Origin of the sequence: Thermogemmatispora carboxidivorans (assembly GCF_000702505.1) — a bacterium.
In the GTDB taxonomy this organism is placed as follows: Bacteria; Chloroflexota; Ktedonobacteria; order Ktedonobacterales; family Ktedonobacteraceae; genus Thermogemmatispora; species Thermogemmatispora carboxidivorans.
Map to the genome: position 1 here is coordinate 417,294 of NZ_JNIM01000001.1, position 13,850 is coordinate 431,143.

The following is a 13,850-nucleotide window of genomic DNA, read 5'->3' on the forward strand; positions in this document are numbered from 1 at the left end:
GGCGCCCAGCCCGGCCTGTTCTGGGCGCCCCCTCATGCTCGCTGTCTTCTTCTCAATTGGGCCTTCTCTGACTTCTCCCTTTTCGCTTCTCTTGTCCCGGGGGTTCTCTTGCTCAGGGAGGGCATCCAGGCATGCAGCGATCTTAGCTTAGAGGCGCTCGATGACGGTGGCGATCCCCTGACCAACGCCGATGCACATGGTTGCCAGCCCGTAGCGCCTGCCTCGTCGTTCTAGCTCATGCAGGAGCGTGACCATGATGCGTGCGCCGCTGCAGCCCAAGGGATGACCCAGGGCAATGGCGCCGCCATTGACATTGAGCTTCTCTTCATCGATTTCCAGCTCACGCACGCACTGCAGCACCTGAGCAGCGAAAGCCTCGTTCAGCTCAATCAGGTCAAGGTCGTGGATGCTCAATCCGGCGCGCTGCAGCGCCTTACGTGTCGCGGGAATTGGTCCCAGGCCCATATAGGCCGGATCAACGCCGGCGACCGCGGTGGCAACGATGCGGGCCCGTGGTCGCAGTCCCAGGGCGCGTGCCCGGCTCTCGCTCATCATGACCAGTGCCGCTGCCCCGTCGTTGATGCCTGCCGAATTGCCGGCGGTGACCGTTCCCCCTTCGCGGAAAGCAGGCTTGAGCGCGGCCAGCTTTTCCAGGGACGTATCGGGGCGGGGGTGCTCGTCCTGGCTCACTAGCGCTGGTTCCCCTTTTTTCTGCGGCACTGGGACCGGAACGATCTCCTCGGCGAAGCGCCCATCCTGCTGGGCGGCAACGGCACGCTGATGGCTACGCAGGGCGTAGCGGTCCTGTTCCTCCCGGCTGACGCCGTAGCGCGCGGCGACGTTCTCCGCTGTCTCGCCCATGCTGTACGGGTGGTGCAGCGCGGCGAGCTTGGGATTGATGAAGCGCCAGCCCAGGGTGGTATCGTAGAGGGCGGCGTTGCGGCTAAAGGCGCTCTCGGCCTTGCCCAAGACAAAGGGGGCGCGAGTCATGCTCTCAACTCCGCCAGCGACAAAGATGTCACCGGCGCCGACCTGGATCGCCTGGGCGGCGCTGTTGATTGCCTGGAGACCAGAGCCGCAGAGCCGATTGACGGTCTGCCCGGCCACATGGATTGGCAAGCCAGCCAGGAGCAGGGCCATGCGGGCCACATTGCGATTGTCTTCGCCTGCCTGATTCGCACAACCCAGGATAACGTCTTCGACGCTACCTGGCTCGATGCCAGCGCGGCGAATGGCTTCGGCGATCACCAGGGCCGCCATATCATCGGGGCGCACATCTTTGAGCGCTCCGGCGTAGCGCCCGATGGGGGTACGCACTGCTGAGACGATTACCGCTTCTTCCATAGCTGCGGCCTCCTCTCGGGTTGCTGCTGATTCTCCGTTGACAGTGATATGAGACAGCTCAGTCTCTCACGGAGCCTGATGAAGACTGGTCTGGTCAGGTCTGGCCACGCCCTCTCAGGAACCAGCGTCAGCCAGACCTCTCCCGTTCGATCCGCTCAGCGTCCCTGGAATTGAGCGCGACGCTTTTCGAGGAAAGCGCGCATCCCTTCGCGCTTGTCTTCGCTGGAGAAGAGCAGGAAGAAGTTTTTGCGCTCAGCCTCCAGGCCCTCTTCCAGCGGGGTTTCGAAGGCGGCCAGTACGGCTTCTTTAGCCAGTCGGACGGCGATGGGTGGACGCTCGGCCAGCTCTTTGGCGATCTTAAGGGCCTCCTGGAGATGCTCGCCCTGGGGTACCACGCGGTTGACCAGGCCCAGCTCAGCCAGCTCGCGAGCGCTGATCTGGTTTCCCAGCAGAACCATCTCCATCGTGCGATATTTGCCAAGGGTGCGCGCCAGGCGCTGAGTGCCGCCAGCTCCTGGGATAATCCCCAGCAGAATCTCCGGCTGACCGAAGCGAGCGTTCTCGGAGGCTACAATGATATCGCAGTGCAGGGCCAACTCGCAGCCTCCTCCGAGGGCATAGCCGTTGACTGCGGCGATGAGGGGCTTTTTGATGCGCCGGATGCGCTCCCAGGCTTCGAAGCCACCTAAAAGCATGTCAATCGGCGACTTATCGGCCATCTCTTCGATGTCGGCTCCAGCGGCGAAGGCGCGCTCGCCGGCGCCGGTGATGACGATGCAGCGAATGGCCTCGTCGCGGTCGAGATCTTCCAGGGCGCTGCTCAGCTCAGCGACGAGCTGCGTATTGAGGGCGTTCAGCTTGGTGGGCCGATTGAGTGTGACAATGCCCACTCGCTCATCACGTTCGACCAGAATGTATTGATATGCTGTCATTTCTCTCCTCGTTGTCTGTATCTGGGCTACAAGCCGTAGCAGAGCCCGTGATTCGGGCGAGATCAGCGTGAGAGACGCTGGCTGGCTGGCTGGCCAGGGCGTGAAAAGGGCCAGCCTGCGAAAAATCAGCGAGTCCAGACGCCGTGTGGGTCGCACTCGCGAATCACGCGCAGCTCTTCTGGCGTTGGCGGAACTGTTTCGGCGCAGTCGGGGGCCAGGCGCAGCGGCCAGCCAGTTTGCTCCTGGACCTGCTCGATACTGCTGCCGGGGTGATAGGACTGCAGCAGGGCCTCGCCGGTGGCCGGATCAAAGGTGAAGACGGCCAGCGTGGTGATCAACACCGCTGGTCCGCCACGTGGCAGGCCGACGCGCTGGCGCCAGGCCACGCCGGCAGAACCCTGCTCATCGGGGTAGCCATAGCCCGGGCTGGTCACAAAATCGACCCGCTCGCGCAGGCGGTGCCGTTCGTGGGGCATGATGATCGCCAGACGCTGGGCCAGCGAGGCGATGTCGGCGCCGCCGCCGCTGCCGGGCAGTCGGACGCGCGGCTGCCGCCAGTCGCCGATCAGCGACGTGTTAAGGTTCCCATAGCGATCGATTTCGGCGCCGCCGATGAAGCCAAGCTCGATTTCGCCGGCGGCCATCAGACCGAGCACGTTAATGGTGCTGGTGGTCCAGAGTGCTCCGCAGATGTTGGGCGCATCACCCATTGTATAGAGTAGTTCGCGGGCTGGGGTATCGCGAATCAGGCCGGTTTCGAAAATACCAACACAGTGAGGCGCGTGGGTGCGCTTGGCCAGGGCGAAGGCCAGCAGTGGCAGGCGCATGCCAACAAAAACCCGCTCACTATCGCGGATCTGGCGCGCGGCACAAACGACCATCAGCTCACGAGGGGTATACTCCATTGCCCTTTTCCTCCTTGTCTGGTTGCTCTCTTGCGCTGCTCCTTTCTGGCCAGAGCTGGTGACACGCGGGAAGCGGGCTGTGTCCTTCCTGGGCCGGACTGCCGGCGCGAGAGCAGAGGGTCTCACCAAACTCAGGCGATCGATCGTTCCGGTCGATCAGTAGCCATAGTCGACGGGAGCGGCGTAGCGGTGCTCCTTGACACTCAGGGCGCCCCGGCGAGCCTCGCCAAGCTTCGCCAGATATTCCTGGTGCGTCTTGAGGCCAAGCACCCACTCGTCCAGCCACTGCTGGAAACCCTCTGGGGTGCGGCTGCGAGTATGGTACTCGTGATAGAACTGGTGGTCGCGATCGTAATAGCCCTGCACTGCTGAGGGGTGGGCCCCCCACGGCTCATGGACGACCGCACAGACTTTGTATGAGGGTCCGATGACGCGGTTGGGATCGCTCGTGATGACTTCGCGCGCTACGATCTCTTCGGCGATGATAATGACTTGACGGGCGGCAAGCATAGCTTCCTGACAGATGCCAAGGCTGCCCCAGAGATGAGCATTGCCGTCTTCGTCGCTGCGCTGGACGTGCAGGATGGTCACGTCAGGTTGCAGAGCCGGTACGAGTAGCAAGGGACTGCCATCGAACGGTGAGGTAGTCTGGAGAAAGGTGGAATTTTTACGTGGGATGTCGCTCCCCAGCAACGAACGTGTGGGGATATAGGGAGCGCCCAGGCTGGCAGCGCGCAGGGCCAGGCCGATCGAGAAATTGCTGTGGTCCTCGGTGATGATGGGACGAGGCTGGGCTTGCTCCGTTGCTCGTCGGTAGCAGTGGCCGAGGCCCTCACTGACATTGCCTACCCAGGCCGCTTGAATCTTCGCCACGCAGCCGGCCCCGATCAGTTGATCGAACAGGATATCCGAGATAGGTCCGATCAAGGTCAGGTCGCGGCGTCCCTGGCGAATGATCTCGTGGCCCGCAGCGAAGGGAATGCAGGGCTCCAGGGCCAGACCCAGTGCTATCGATGCCCCGTCGTGGACATAGCGTCTGATCGCCTCAGTCATAGAGAGCAGCTTACTCATGTCGGTGTAAACTCCACGATCATGTTTGCGTAATCATCGGCCACGTAGATGTGGTCATCCTGGTCGATGACCAGTCCCTGTGGTTCGATAAAGCCCTGGCTCGCCAGCGTTTCACGCTGGCCGGTGGCTAGCTGCAAGCGGATCAGCGCGTGCACGGCTGGTGCCAGATCTATCACCAGCAGATTGCCATGCCCATCCCAGGCCACATCGTCCGGCATGCCGAAGCCGCCGAAGCGAACCTTGTGCCCGTTGGGGCTGATGCGCCAGACCGCCTGCCCACATTCATCGGCCACATAGACGTTGCCCGCCTCGTCAACGGTGGCCCCTACCGGGCGCGTCATGCCACTCGCCAGCGGCTGCAGAGTGCGGCCATCCAGGCTCATGCGGTAGACCTCGCCGGTGGGGCTATCTGGTACAATCAGGGTCTGGGTGATGCGATCGAAAGCAATACCATCGATCCCTGCTTTGCATGGTTGGCTGCCCGGTGTGCCTGGAAGGGTACGCAAGACCAGCGGCATCTGAGCGCCCGGCATCAAGGACAGCAGGCGATTGGTGCGCTGTTCCGCTATGATGATTGTACCATTCTGGAGCACAACCAGCCCTTCTGGCGCCGCCAGGCCGCGCGCGAGCACGCTCACTGTGCCATCGCGATTGAGGCGGTTGATTGTGCCATTATGAGCGTCGCTGAAGAAGAGGTTACCTTGCGCGTCAAGGGCAAGGTCGTCTGGTCTGCCGTAACCGCGCAGGAGGAGATGGCTGCGGTAGTGGCGCGCCGCTACCACCGTACCGCTGGCACTAGGGGAAGCGCTGGCCGTGCTGCTTGGCGATGGCGTGCGGACGGTGCGAGCTGAAGATGAGAGTGAGGGAGTAATGGCGGAGCCGGCGCTGCTACAGGCGCTCACCAGGAGCAGGCAGAGGAGCAACGCCGAAAGAATCCTCGAATGCTCGCTTCGCTGCATAGCGTGTCCTTCCCGAAAAACCCCGATAGTGTGATCAGCCAATTGGGAGTCAGCGGCTACCAGTGGCCGGACCTGGGGGGACAGGCAGACCCCTGGCAGGAAGCTGACCATCGCTGACAGGGCCGGCCCCGGCCAGGCGCTGTCTCTCTTGCCATCGTATCACAAGCGGGCGTCTTGAGGGAAATCGGGATCGGAAAGCGACTACCGTCCTTCCCAGGGTAACGAGCAGGGCCGCCGCTCCGCCATTGCCGTGCTCGTTGACTCAGGCATTCACGGGCGCGACTTCCTCAATCAAGTGGTGCAGCGTTTTGAGAGGAACCCCTGTTCCTTTGGTGCCTGTGCGCCTGGTCATCACCAGCTCGGCGGCGATGCTGAGCGCGATCTCCTGGGGCGTGACGGCACCAATGTCCAGGCCGATAGGCGTGTGTACCTGCTCAAGGCGCTCGCGAGGGGTACCTGTCTTGAGCAGATTGCGAAAGATATTGCGGATTTTGCCGGCACTGCCGATCATGCCGACATAGGCGGCCTCGCTTTCCACTGCGGCGCGCAGGGCTTCCTCGTCAAGCCGGTGCCCACGTGTGACAATGACTACCCAGGTTGAGGCGTCCGGTCGCAGCTCCCGAATGGTCTGAGCGATGTCGCCGAAGACGAGCTGGACGCGCTCGCCAAAGGTGCGGGGATCGGCCAGGTCGCGGCGGTCATCGACCACGATGATGCGAAAGTCGAGGTCGGCGGCGAAACGTGCCAGCGCCTGAGCAACGTGGCCGGCACCAGCAATGATCAGCCGCGGCTCCGGTGAGATGGCCTCGATAAAGACTTCCAGGGTGGCGCCACAGCTGCCGACGGCTTCGTCGGGATCAATGTGGATATGGGTGAGGAACGAGCGCCCTTCCTGAAGGGCCTGCTGCATGGCCTTGATGGCCTGCTCGTCGGTGCGCCCTCCGCCAAAGCTGCCGCTAGCGCTGCCATCGGCGTGGAGCAACATGCGAGCCCCGGCGTCGCAGGGTGCGGCTCCAATGGTCTTGACCACAGTGGCAATGCCGACGCGCTCGCCTCGTCGCAGCGCTGCTTGAATGGCCTCGTAGACGGCTGTGGGGCTAATGGCACTCATGATGCTTCCCGTCCTCTGTCTCTTGCTCTCTGCGTGCTTCCCCTACTCAATGATTGAGCAGGACACTCTTCATTATAACACAGGAAAATTGCCGTCCCTTTGCTTGACAGGCCGGTTCTGTTCACGTATAGTGAGTAGAACAGGAGCAACAGTGTGACAGAGGTATAGAGGCGCGGGTTAAGAGGGGTAACCTGGGAGCCTGGCCTAGATGGCAGGTAGCCCCCACCCAGTGTGAGGCCGGGCCAGAGAGGAGAGTGCCCTTCTTCAGCAGTTGAAAGATCTGCTCTGCAAAGATCATGACCCCTGGCAGGTCTGCTGTGGCCATGACCTGCTGGCTCTTCTCTCTCTTGCCCTCCACAAGGTCTTAGGAACCCATAATAGTGGTGAGCTTCGTCTCGAAATACTTCAGAAGAGTCTACGCCTGGCCTATGAGTATCGCTATTTCATGAAAACGCAGCTCTACCAACGTCTGCGGCTCTGGGAGCAGCACCATCCCAGCTTCGTGCTCTTCCCGCCAGCCGACGAATAATTCTCCTCGGCTCGAAAAAGATCATCTTTTGTTCTCTCATGATCAAGATGCCCTTCCGCTTTGATCCTCTCCCCCTGGAACGATTCTTTAGGAGCACCTGGCCTGGCCGCTGAGCGTCCCACTCTCACTAAGCAAGCAGCTAGCTTGACAGATGCTCCTCTGCCGGGTACAATGCTAGAACGTAAGTTCTAGATCTCCTGAGCAGTCGAGCTACGGGCATTCGCGCAGCGCCTGGGCGGCTCGCTCTGACAACAACGGCTCGCATAGCTTCCGGCGAGGTCGTTCAAGGAGGTGAGTCAGTCAGGCGCAAGGCGAGGAACAGTCAGAAAGAGGAGACATTGTCTATGGCATCTCTTAGTGAGCACTCACATTCTCAGGATCGCGAGGAGCAGCGTCCACGCTTCAACCCGAGCGAGCACCTGTTGCAGATCAGAAGCGGCAATCGTGGCGAGCTGCGCGACTACCTGCCTGTCCAGTGGCGGCTCGTCTGGTTCCGCGAACTCTGTCCCCAGGGGACCATTGAAACCGAGATGGTCCATCTGGATCTGGAGCGTGAGACCGAGGAGGAGTATTACGGCTACAACAGCGAGACCCGACGCAACGAAAAGATGGTTCGCCGGGCTAAGGGTTTCGTCATCTTCCGTGCCGTCGTCAAGGACGGCAAGGGGGGCGTTGCCACAGGCACCAAGTCGGAGAAGGCCGCCAGCTTCCCCGATTTCATCGAGAAGGCCGAGACGGGCGCCATTGGGCGCGCCCTTGCCGCGCTCGGCTTCGGGACCCAGTTTGCCCCAGAGCTAGATGAAGAGCATCGTATCGTCGACAGTCCTATCGAGCGGGCTGCCCACTCTACCAGCGAGCATGCCTCAGAGGCTGCCGCGACCTCAGAGGCGGAATCTGCCTCCTCCGGCGCGCGCGGGGCTGCCGCCCCTGCTGTCCCACCATCTCGCCAGCGCACCTCGCCGCGATCGGGCAACGCGGGCAACGGCGGCGACAGCGAGCACGGTCCGATTACCGACCAGCAGCTCGCCAGCATTCGCAAGCTCTGCGATACTCTCGGCAAGTCGGAGCCGAACGACCTGGCTTCCTGGAACTACGCGGCGGCCCGTGAGCTGATTCTGCAGCTGAGCCGCGAATATCGCCAGCGCAACGAAAGTCGTAAAGCTTCCTAGCGTACACTAGCGAGGGTTGCTCATGTCCTTTAAACAACTGCAGTATGCCGAAAAGCGCATCCACAGACTCTGGCGCGCTATGGTCGTGGCTGACGAGCGCGGCGCCTCACCGATCGAACTTGAGCGCCTCTACGAGGCCTACTTGCAAGCTCTCCAGAACTACTTGCGCTACTACGAAACCTACCGCCAGGAGTCAGGTGGGATCGACATTCATCGCTGTGCCTGAAGACAGGGAGGGCCCAGGCCACCATTGCCGCCTTCCTCTCCCTCCCTATTCTGACAGGCTGCAGAGAGGGAAGGCGACAACACAGAGCGAGCAAGATGGCGGCCTGGGCCTCCTCGGGCCAGGCCACTCTCTGTCTGTCTCAGGTCGGCGGCCTGGGGTCGGGGCTAGCTAGGCGCGTGTTGACAGAGAGGACAGGAAGTCTCGAATGGCTCGCGCCACTGCCTCTGGCGCATCGAAGAGGACCAGATGGCCAGCCTGGGGAATAATGATCAACTGCGAGCCTGGGATCTCCCGATGCAGACGCTGGGCATCCTTCACGGGAATCTGCCGATCTTCCTCCCCCCAGATGATCAACACCGGCTTTCTCGCCCGCGGCAGATCACTGGCCACCGAATTGACATAATAGGGGATCAGGTTGCGGATGTGCTGATAGAGGACTTCCTTGTGCAGCTCGCTATTCCAATGGTTCACGAAGTCATCCAGCATCTGCTGCTTAAACTGCTCAGGCCGTGTTGTAGCGGCGGGCAGGGTAGCGCGCAGATCGCGCAGCACATCCTCAACGCTGGCCCGCTTCGGTGCATCGTATTCCTGGCGCTCCTTCATCTGTGGCAGCGGCCAATCCTCGGCAAAGGCATGCAAATAGCAGACCGTGTCGATCAGCACCAGACCCGCTACGCGCTCGCGACTCAGGCGAGTCGCCAGAATCTGAGCTACGCCGCCGCCGAGGCCGTGACCCACCAGCACTACATTGGTCAACTGGAGAGCTTCCAGGAACATCGCCAGGTAGTCAGCGTGTCCCCAGACCGAGGTGTCAGCTGGCCAGGGATGATCAGAGAGGCCGTGGCCCAGCAAATCGGGCACATAGATTGCGCGTCCACTGCTGGCCAGTAAAGGAATCATCTCGCGCCAGGCGAAGGCCCCCGCCAGCACATCGTGGAGCAGGACCAGCGCCCCATCGGTGCCATGCTCGGCCCCATAGACATAGTAGGTCACATTATAATGAATCAGGCGGATCGTGCGCCGTTCCCCGGCGCCTGCCACCCGTGGTATCTGCGCTGTACTCTGTGTCATCGTCTCTTCCTCACTCTTCCGTGCGCTGCGAACGAGCATCTCTGCATCGTCCCTCTACATTCGCGCGTAGAGTCCTGGAACATTATAGAACGCTCCAAAGCCCGCATAATGAGCCGTACGCTCGCCCAGTTCTTCTTCGATCACCAGCAAGCGATTGTACTTTGCCACACGCTCACTGCGGGCAGGAGCTCCTGTTTTAATCTGGCCTGCATTGGTAGCGACCACCAGGTCAGCGATCGTCGTATCCTCCGTCTCGCCCGAGCGATGAGAGACCACTGCCGTGAACGAAGCGCGCTTGGCCATCTCGATAGCTGCCAGCGTCTCCGTCAGAGTTCCGATCTGGTTGAGCTTAATCAGGATTGAATTGGCGGCTCGCTCCTCGATCCCGCGCTTCAGACGAGCCGTATTCGTCACGAACAGATCGTCGCCGACCAACTGCACCCGTCCGCCCAGACGCTGACAGAGCAGCGACCAGCCTTCCCAGTCATCTTCTGCCAGGCCATCCTCGATCGAGATCAAAGGATACTCGTTGACCCACTGCTCATAGAGATCGACCATCTCGGCGGACGAGAGCGTGCGGCCTTCGCGGGCCAACACATACTTCCCATCCTGATACAGCTCGCTGGCGGCAGGGTCCATACCCAGACAGATATCGGTGCCGGGGCGGTAGCCAGCTGCCTCGATGGCTGTCAGCAGCAGCTCCAGCGGCTCACGATTCGAGCTCAGCGAAGGAGCGAAGCCCCCCTCATCGCCGACATTCGTATTATACTTCTTGCTATGCAAGACCTTCTTCAAGCTCTGATAGACCTCGGCCCCCATGCGCAGCGCCTCCCGGAAGGAGCGAGCCCCTACCGGCAGAATCATATACTCCTGCATATCGGCGGAGTTGTCGGCGTGCTTCCCCCCGTTGAGAATATTCATCATGGGAACAGGCAAGACACTGGCCGAAACCCCACCCAAATAACGATAAAGCGGCTGACCAAGCGCATTGGCCGCCGCGTGGGCCAGGGCGAGAGAGACGCCGAGAATCGCATTGGCACCGAGCTTCCCCTTATTAGGCGTCCCATCGAGCTGGACCATCAGGCCATCGAGAGCCACCTGATCTGTGGCATCCTGGCCGACCAACGCTTCCCGTAACGCCGTATTGACATGCTGAACTGCCGTCAGCACACCTTTGCCACCATAGCGCTGGCGGTCGCCATCGCGCAGCTCAACGGCCTCGTGGGCCCCTGTAGAAGCCCCAGAGGGAACCGCCGCGACACCGCGAGCACCACCTTTCAACCAGACCTCCACCTGGACCGTTGGGTTGCCTCGCGAATCGAGGATCTCGCGAGCCACCAGGTTCGCAATGACCGTACTTTCGCTGCTCACACCAGGCATAGAACAATACCTACCTCTCTCAACTCTACTCAAATCTTAGCGTCTTGCTGGTAGCCAAACAATCGATGATAGCGCGGCATTGCCCATCATTGTCGGCTGTATTGTAACGCGCGCCGCTGCTCGTGGGCAAGCATTTTCTTGGCAGACAGATAGACAAGCAAACAGACAGACGATAGCCAAACAAGCAGCCTACCAAACGAAGACGTCAGTCGACTTCCGGCCATCAAAACGATCGACGAGCATGGCACGAGTGGAGCGTTTGCAGCAAAGAAGAGGGTAAGAAGCGCGATCGAGCGATGAGGAAGCGTAGCCTGGCCGTAACAGCAACTGCCGGCCTGCTAGACCCACCTGACCCCTATTCTACCCAGGAGCTAAGGGTGGTCGAGGCAGGTATCCAGGCCGGCTCACCCAAGGTCAAGCAGTCAGAGGGGGATCAGCCAGCTCCGTTAGAGCCACTGCGTGCTCTGCCAGGGCGCACCTCAGCCAGGGCACGTGCCAACAGATCGGTATGCTCTGGCAAGCCCACGGTCACCCGCAAGACATTCTGCAGGTACGGATGCTGGAAATAGCGCAGGAGAATGCCATATGCCTCAACGCTGGCCCGAATGTCCTCCACCGTAATTTCCTCATCGCAGACGCGCGCCATAATAAAGTTCCCCTGGGAAGGGACTGGCGCCAGATACGGCTGAGAGGCCATGACCTGGAAGAGGCGTTCACGCTCCTGGATCAGGAGCTGCACGCGCTCCCAGACGCAATCGAGGTGAGCCAGCGTCTCTATAGCGGCGATGTGGCCGGCCACATTCACCTCAAAAGGGCACTGGGCGCGCCGCAAGTAGCTGGCGATCCACTCAGGGAAGAGGCCGTAGCCGATGCGCAGTCCAGCCAGGCCGGCCCACTTACTGAAAGAGCGCAGCACCACCAGGTTGGGGTACTCGGGCACCAGATGGGCCACACCCCGCGGCTGCTGTGAGAACTCCACGTAGGCCTCATCGACGACAACAATGCGCCCCGTCTCCAACAGGCGTAGAATATCTTCCTGAGCCACCAGATTCCCGGTTGGATTGTTGGGGGAACAGAGCACGATCAGCTTCGTCTCGGGAGTCAGGGCTGACAGAATCGCCTCGACATCGAGCTCGTAGGACTCTGTCCGCGGGACCTCGATCACGTAGGCGCCGCAGAGCGTCGTCACCGTCGTATAGAGTGTAAAAGTAGGTGGGCAGCAGATAATATTGTCCCCAACCGACAGGAAGACATGCCAGAGCAGATTGATCAGCTCATTACTGCCGTGGCTGAGGACAATATAGCGCTCATCGAGGCCCGTGAACGTGGCCAAGGCTCGCCTGAGAGCGGTGGAGTCTGTATCGGGATAATTGTTGTAGTGGATGTACTGCCCCAGAGCGGCGAGCACTGGCGGGATAGGGCCGTAGGGATTCTCGTTGCTATTGAGCTTAATCAGGCGCTCGATAGGAATACCAGTTCTTTGAGAGAAAGCCTCTAAAGACTCTCCTGGTACATAAGGTGCAATACGTTCGATCTCTGGACGGACCTGAACAACACGCGAGGCATATGGTTGCATGGGCTTATATATCCATCCTACTTTTCAGTATCAGCGTCCACGAAGATCTGAGCGGGACGGCGAATCAAGGAATTGCGCACAGGGGAGCTAGTGCCGGTATTGCCGCGCAGAGGGCCGCTGGTGCCGAAAGAGCGGAGGGACGTAGGAGGAACGACGGGCTGCATCGCCGAAGTTTCCGGCAACTGGCCGCCGGTAGCCTGCAGCATCTCCATCCCGCGGCGCAGGGTCATCATATCCCGCAGGAAGCAAGCGACAGCGGAAGCGGCAGAACCTTTTTCGCGGGCGCTTTCGAAGCGGCGGGCATTCGCCTCGCCGGCATCCTGGGCCGCCTGAGCCAGCGGATCAGACGTGTGAGCGGCAAAGGTATCCTGGAAAATGTCGTCCCAGCTTGACCAGCGCCCACGCAGCGGTTTCCAGCCGAGCTGGCTATCGCTGACCGTGCGCCACTTTTCCTCAGTAAACTGAACCCAATCGTCGATCAGGCGGATGCAAGTCTCCAACTGCTGACGCAGGCGCTCCTCCTCGGCGCTATGGGACTGCGAGCCTCCGCTCTGCGGCAGGCCCTCGGCGGAGGGAGCTGACTGGCCATAGAAGCCGCTCTGGAAATAAGCGGGAGCCTGTTGCACGCCGGGGAAGAAGCCAGAGTTACCGGGCAAGCTTGAGAAGTCCGCGGCTCCCTGGCCGACCTGGGGCATAGAGCCTGTCTGGCCTGTTTGCCCTGCGGGCAGGCCAAGAACCGGGCCTTGTGGGAAAGCCAGCTCGCCCGTCACCGTCACCCCTCCGAAGGCGGGGTTAAGGCTCAAGATCGAGGAGCCATCGGGCATCAGCATGCCCTCGGGAATGGTAGGCAGACCACCGATCACGATCTCCTCGTGCCCGATTGCATCGAGGATGCGCCAGGCCAGTCGTGGGTGCTTGATGGCCCACCACAGGCGGCGTGCCAGAAAGGTACAGGCAAAGGTAAAGTTGACCAGCAGCCAAACCAACCCGCGCACCGCCAGCCAGTTCACCAGACCGACCACCACGATCCAGTACCAGGGATCGTGCTGCCCTGCCTCCTCAATAATAGTCAGGACAACCGCTACTGTGAGGCTGGGATCGCGCAGAGGATTAATCACATCGATGATACGCCAGAACCATGAACGCTCTGTCTTCTTCAAGATACGCTCCTCTGACATCACACTACGATGCCGCTGTCTCTTATCCTTCGCTCGGCTCACTGCTCGCCGTTGTCTTGGACCATGCGAGCGAGCCGTCCAGATCGCCAGGCCCCGACTGCCTGCCTGCCTGTCTGCCCTGCGGGCCAGTCCTTGCCGTTCTGCCTGCCTCCGCTCCTCTTTCGCGGGTGACCAGAGCTGACTCTATCTTCTTCGCCGCTGGAGCGCTCCGCCTTCCTCCCTTCCCCTCTTTCCCTCAGCAGCTGGCGGGTAGGCCTTGCCGGGGATGAGCCTTAGCCTGCGGCTCAGCTCCTCTCCTGACGAGTGAGCTACTCCTCATCATCTGGCTCGCCTGCCGACTGTCTGTTGCCGTCTTGCACTTACCTGGTGTCCATAGACCTGCGGGGCTATCCTGGCTTG

At 61.1% G+C, this 13,850-nt stretch carries 13 protein-coding genes; 3 read left to right on the plus strand and 10 right to left on the minus strand.

Annotated elements, in window-relative coordinates; genetic code table 11:
- Positions 1-147 precede the first annotated feature (147 nt).
- From pcaF to N688_RS01695, 6 genes are all read right to left on the minus strand, one after another.
- A complete protein-coding gene (gene pcaF / locus N688_RS01670) occupies positions 148-1,344 on the minus strand; it encodes a 3-oxoadipyl-CoA thiolase (RefSeq protein ID WP_052887665.1) in 1,197 nt (398 codons plus the stop codon).
- A 155-nt stretch (positions 1,345-1,499) separates the two neighbouring features.
- Positions 1,500-2,276: an enoyl-CoA hydratase-related protein gene (locus N688_RS01675; RefSeq protein WP_052887666.1), complete on the minus strand. Its 777-nt coding sequence runs from the start codon at positions 2,274-2,276 to the stop codon at positions 1,500-1,502.
- 125 nt (positions 2,277-2,401) lie between these two features.
- Positions 2,402-3,181, minus strand: a complete 780-nt coding sequence (locus N688_RS01680; protein WP_052887667.1) for a CoA-transferase subunit beta — start codon at positions 3,179-3,181, stop codon at positions 2,402-2,404.
- Between the two features lie 156 nt (positions 3,182-3,337).
- Positions 3,338-4,252 (minus strand): CoA transferase subunit A, encoded by a 915-nt coding sequence (locus N688_RS01685; protein WP_052887668.1) that lies wholly within the window; start codon positions 4,250-4,252, stop codon positions 3,338-3,340.
- Positions 4,249-5,211, minus strand: a complete 963-nt coding sequence (locus tag N688_RS01690; RefSeq protein WP_156025243.1) for a Vgb family protein — start codon at positions 5,209-5,211, stop codon at positions 4,249-4,251. Before N688_RS01690 ends, N688_RS01685 begins: the two co-directional genes overlap by 4 nt.
- Before the next feature lie 262 nt (positions 5,212-5,473).
- A complete protein-coding gene (locus N688_RS01695; protein WP_052887670.1) occupies positions 5,474-6,322 on the minus strand; it encodes an XdhC family protein in 849 nt (282 codons plus the stop codon).
- Between the two features lie 271 nt (positions 6,323-6,593).
- Between N688_RS01695 and N688_RS01700 the strand changes: the two genes are divergently transcribed.
- The 3 genes from N688_RS01700 (at position 6,594) to N688_RS01710 (ending at position 8,246) form a co-directional block, all read left to right on the plus strand.
- Positions 6,594-6,851 carry a hypothetical protein gene (locus N688_RS01700; protein ID WP_052887671.1) on the plus strand — a complete coding sequence of 86 codons (258 nt, stop codon included), beginning with the start codon at positions 6,594-6,596 and terminating at the stop codon, positions 6,849-6,851.
- A 344-nt stretch (positions 6,852-7,195) separates the two neighbouring features.
- Positions 7,196-8,020, plus strand: a complete 825-nt coding sequence (locus N688_RS01705) for a hypothetical protein (RefSeq protein ID WP_052887672.1) — start codon at positions 7,196-7,198, stop codon at positions 8,018-8,020.
- A gap of 22 nt (positions 8,021-8,042) precedes the next feature.
- Entirely contained in the window at positions 8,043-8,246 is a 204-nt protein-coding gene (locus N688_RS01710; RefSeq protein WP_052887673.1) for a hypothetical protein, read from the plus strand.
- Positions 8,247-8,414: 168 nt separating this feature from the next.
- Here N688_RS01710 and N688_RS01715 read toward each other — a convergent pair whose 3' ends face one another.
- The 4 genes from N688_RS01715 to N688_RS01730 all read right to left on the minus strand — a co-directional run bounded on the left by N688_RS01715 (position 8,415) and on the right by N688_RS01730 (position 13,433).
- Positions 8,415-9,317, minus strand: a complete 903-nt coding sequence (locus tag N688_RS01715; RefSeq protein ID WP_052887674.1) for an alpha/beta fold hydrolase — start codon at positions 9,315-9,317, stop codon at positions 8,415-8,417.
- Between the two features lie 54 nt (positions 9,318-9,371).
- Positions 9,372-10,697 (minus strand): phosphopyruvate hydratase, encoded by a 1,326-nt coding sequence (gene eno, locus N688_RS01720; RefSeq protein WP_052887675.1) that lies wholly within the window; start codon positions 10,695-10,697, stop codon positions 9,372-9,374.
- A 433-nt stretch (positions 10,698-11,130) separates the two neighbouring features.
- Positions 11,131-12,273, minus strand: a complete 1,143-nt coding sequence (gene hisC / locus N688_RS01725) for a histidinol-phosphate transaminase (protein ID WP_052887676.1) — start codon at positions 12,271-12,273, stop codon at positions 11,131-11,133.
- A 17-nt stretch (positions 12,274-12,290) separates the two neighbouring features.
- Positions 12,291-13,433 (minus strand): hypothetical protein, encoded by a 1,143-nt coding sequence (locus N688_RS01730; RefSeq protein WP_156025244.1) that lies wholly within the window; start codon positions 13,431-13,433, stop codon positions 12,291-12,293.
- Between the last annotated feature and the right edge of the window lie 417 nt (positions 13,434-13,850).

Bases quoted from the DNA above. Each gene is read 5' to 3' on its own strand.
- pcaF (WP_052887665.1), bottom strand. From the start codon at position 1,344: ATGGAAGAAGCGGTAATCGTCTCAGCAGTGCGTACCCCCATCGGGCGC.
- N688_RS01675 (WP_052887666.1), bottom strand. From the start codon at position 2,276: ATGACAGCATATCAATACATTCTGGTCGAACGTGATGAGCGAGTGGGC.
- N688_RS01680 (WP_052887667.1), bottom strand. From the start codon at position 3,181: ATGGAGTATACCCCTCGTGAGCTGATGGTCGTTTGTGCCGCGCGCCAG.
- N688_RS01685 (WP_052887668.1), bottom strand. From the start codon at position 4,252: ATGAGTAAGCTGCTCTCTATGACTGAGGCGATCAGACGCTATGTCCAC.
- N688_RS01690 (WP_156025243.1), bottom strand. From the start codon at position 5,211: ATGCAGCGAAGCGAGCATTCGAGGATTCTTTCGGCGTTGCTCCTCTGC.
- N688_RS01695 (WP_052887670.1), bottom strand. From the start codon at position 6,322: ATGAGTGCCATTAGCCCCACAGCCGTCTACGAGGCCATTCAAGCAGCG.
- N688_RS01705 (WP_052887672.1), top strand. From the start codon at position 7,196: ATGGCATCTCTTAGTGAGCACTCACATTCTCAGGATCGCGAGGAGCAG.
- N688_RS01710 (WP_052887673.1), top strand. From the start codon at position 8,043: ATGTCCTTTAAACAACTGCAGTATGCCGAAAAGCGCATCCACAGACTC.
- N688_RS01715 (WP_052887674.1), bottom strand. From the start codon at position 9,317: ATGACACAGAGTACAGCGCAGATACCACGGGTGGCAGGCGCCGGGGAA.
- eno (WP_052887675.1), bottom strand. From the start codon at position 10,697: ATGCCTGGTGTGAGCAGCGAAAGTACGGTCATTGCGAACCTGGTGGCT.
- hisC (WP_052887676.1), bottom strand. From the start codon at position 12,273: ATGCAACCATATGCCTCGCGTGTTGTTCAGGTCCGTCCAGAGATCGAA.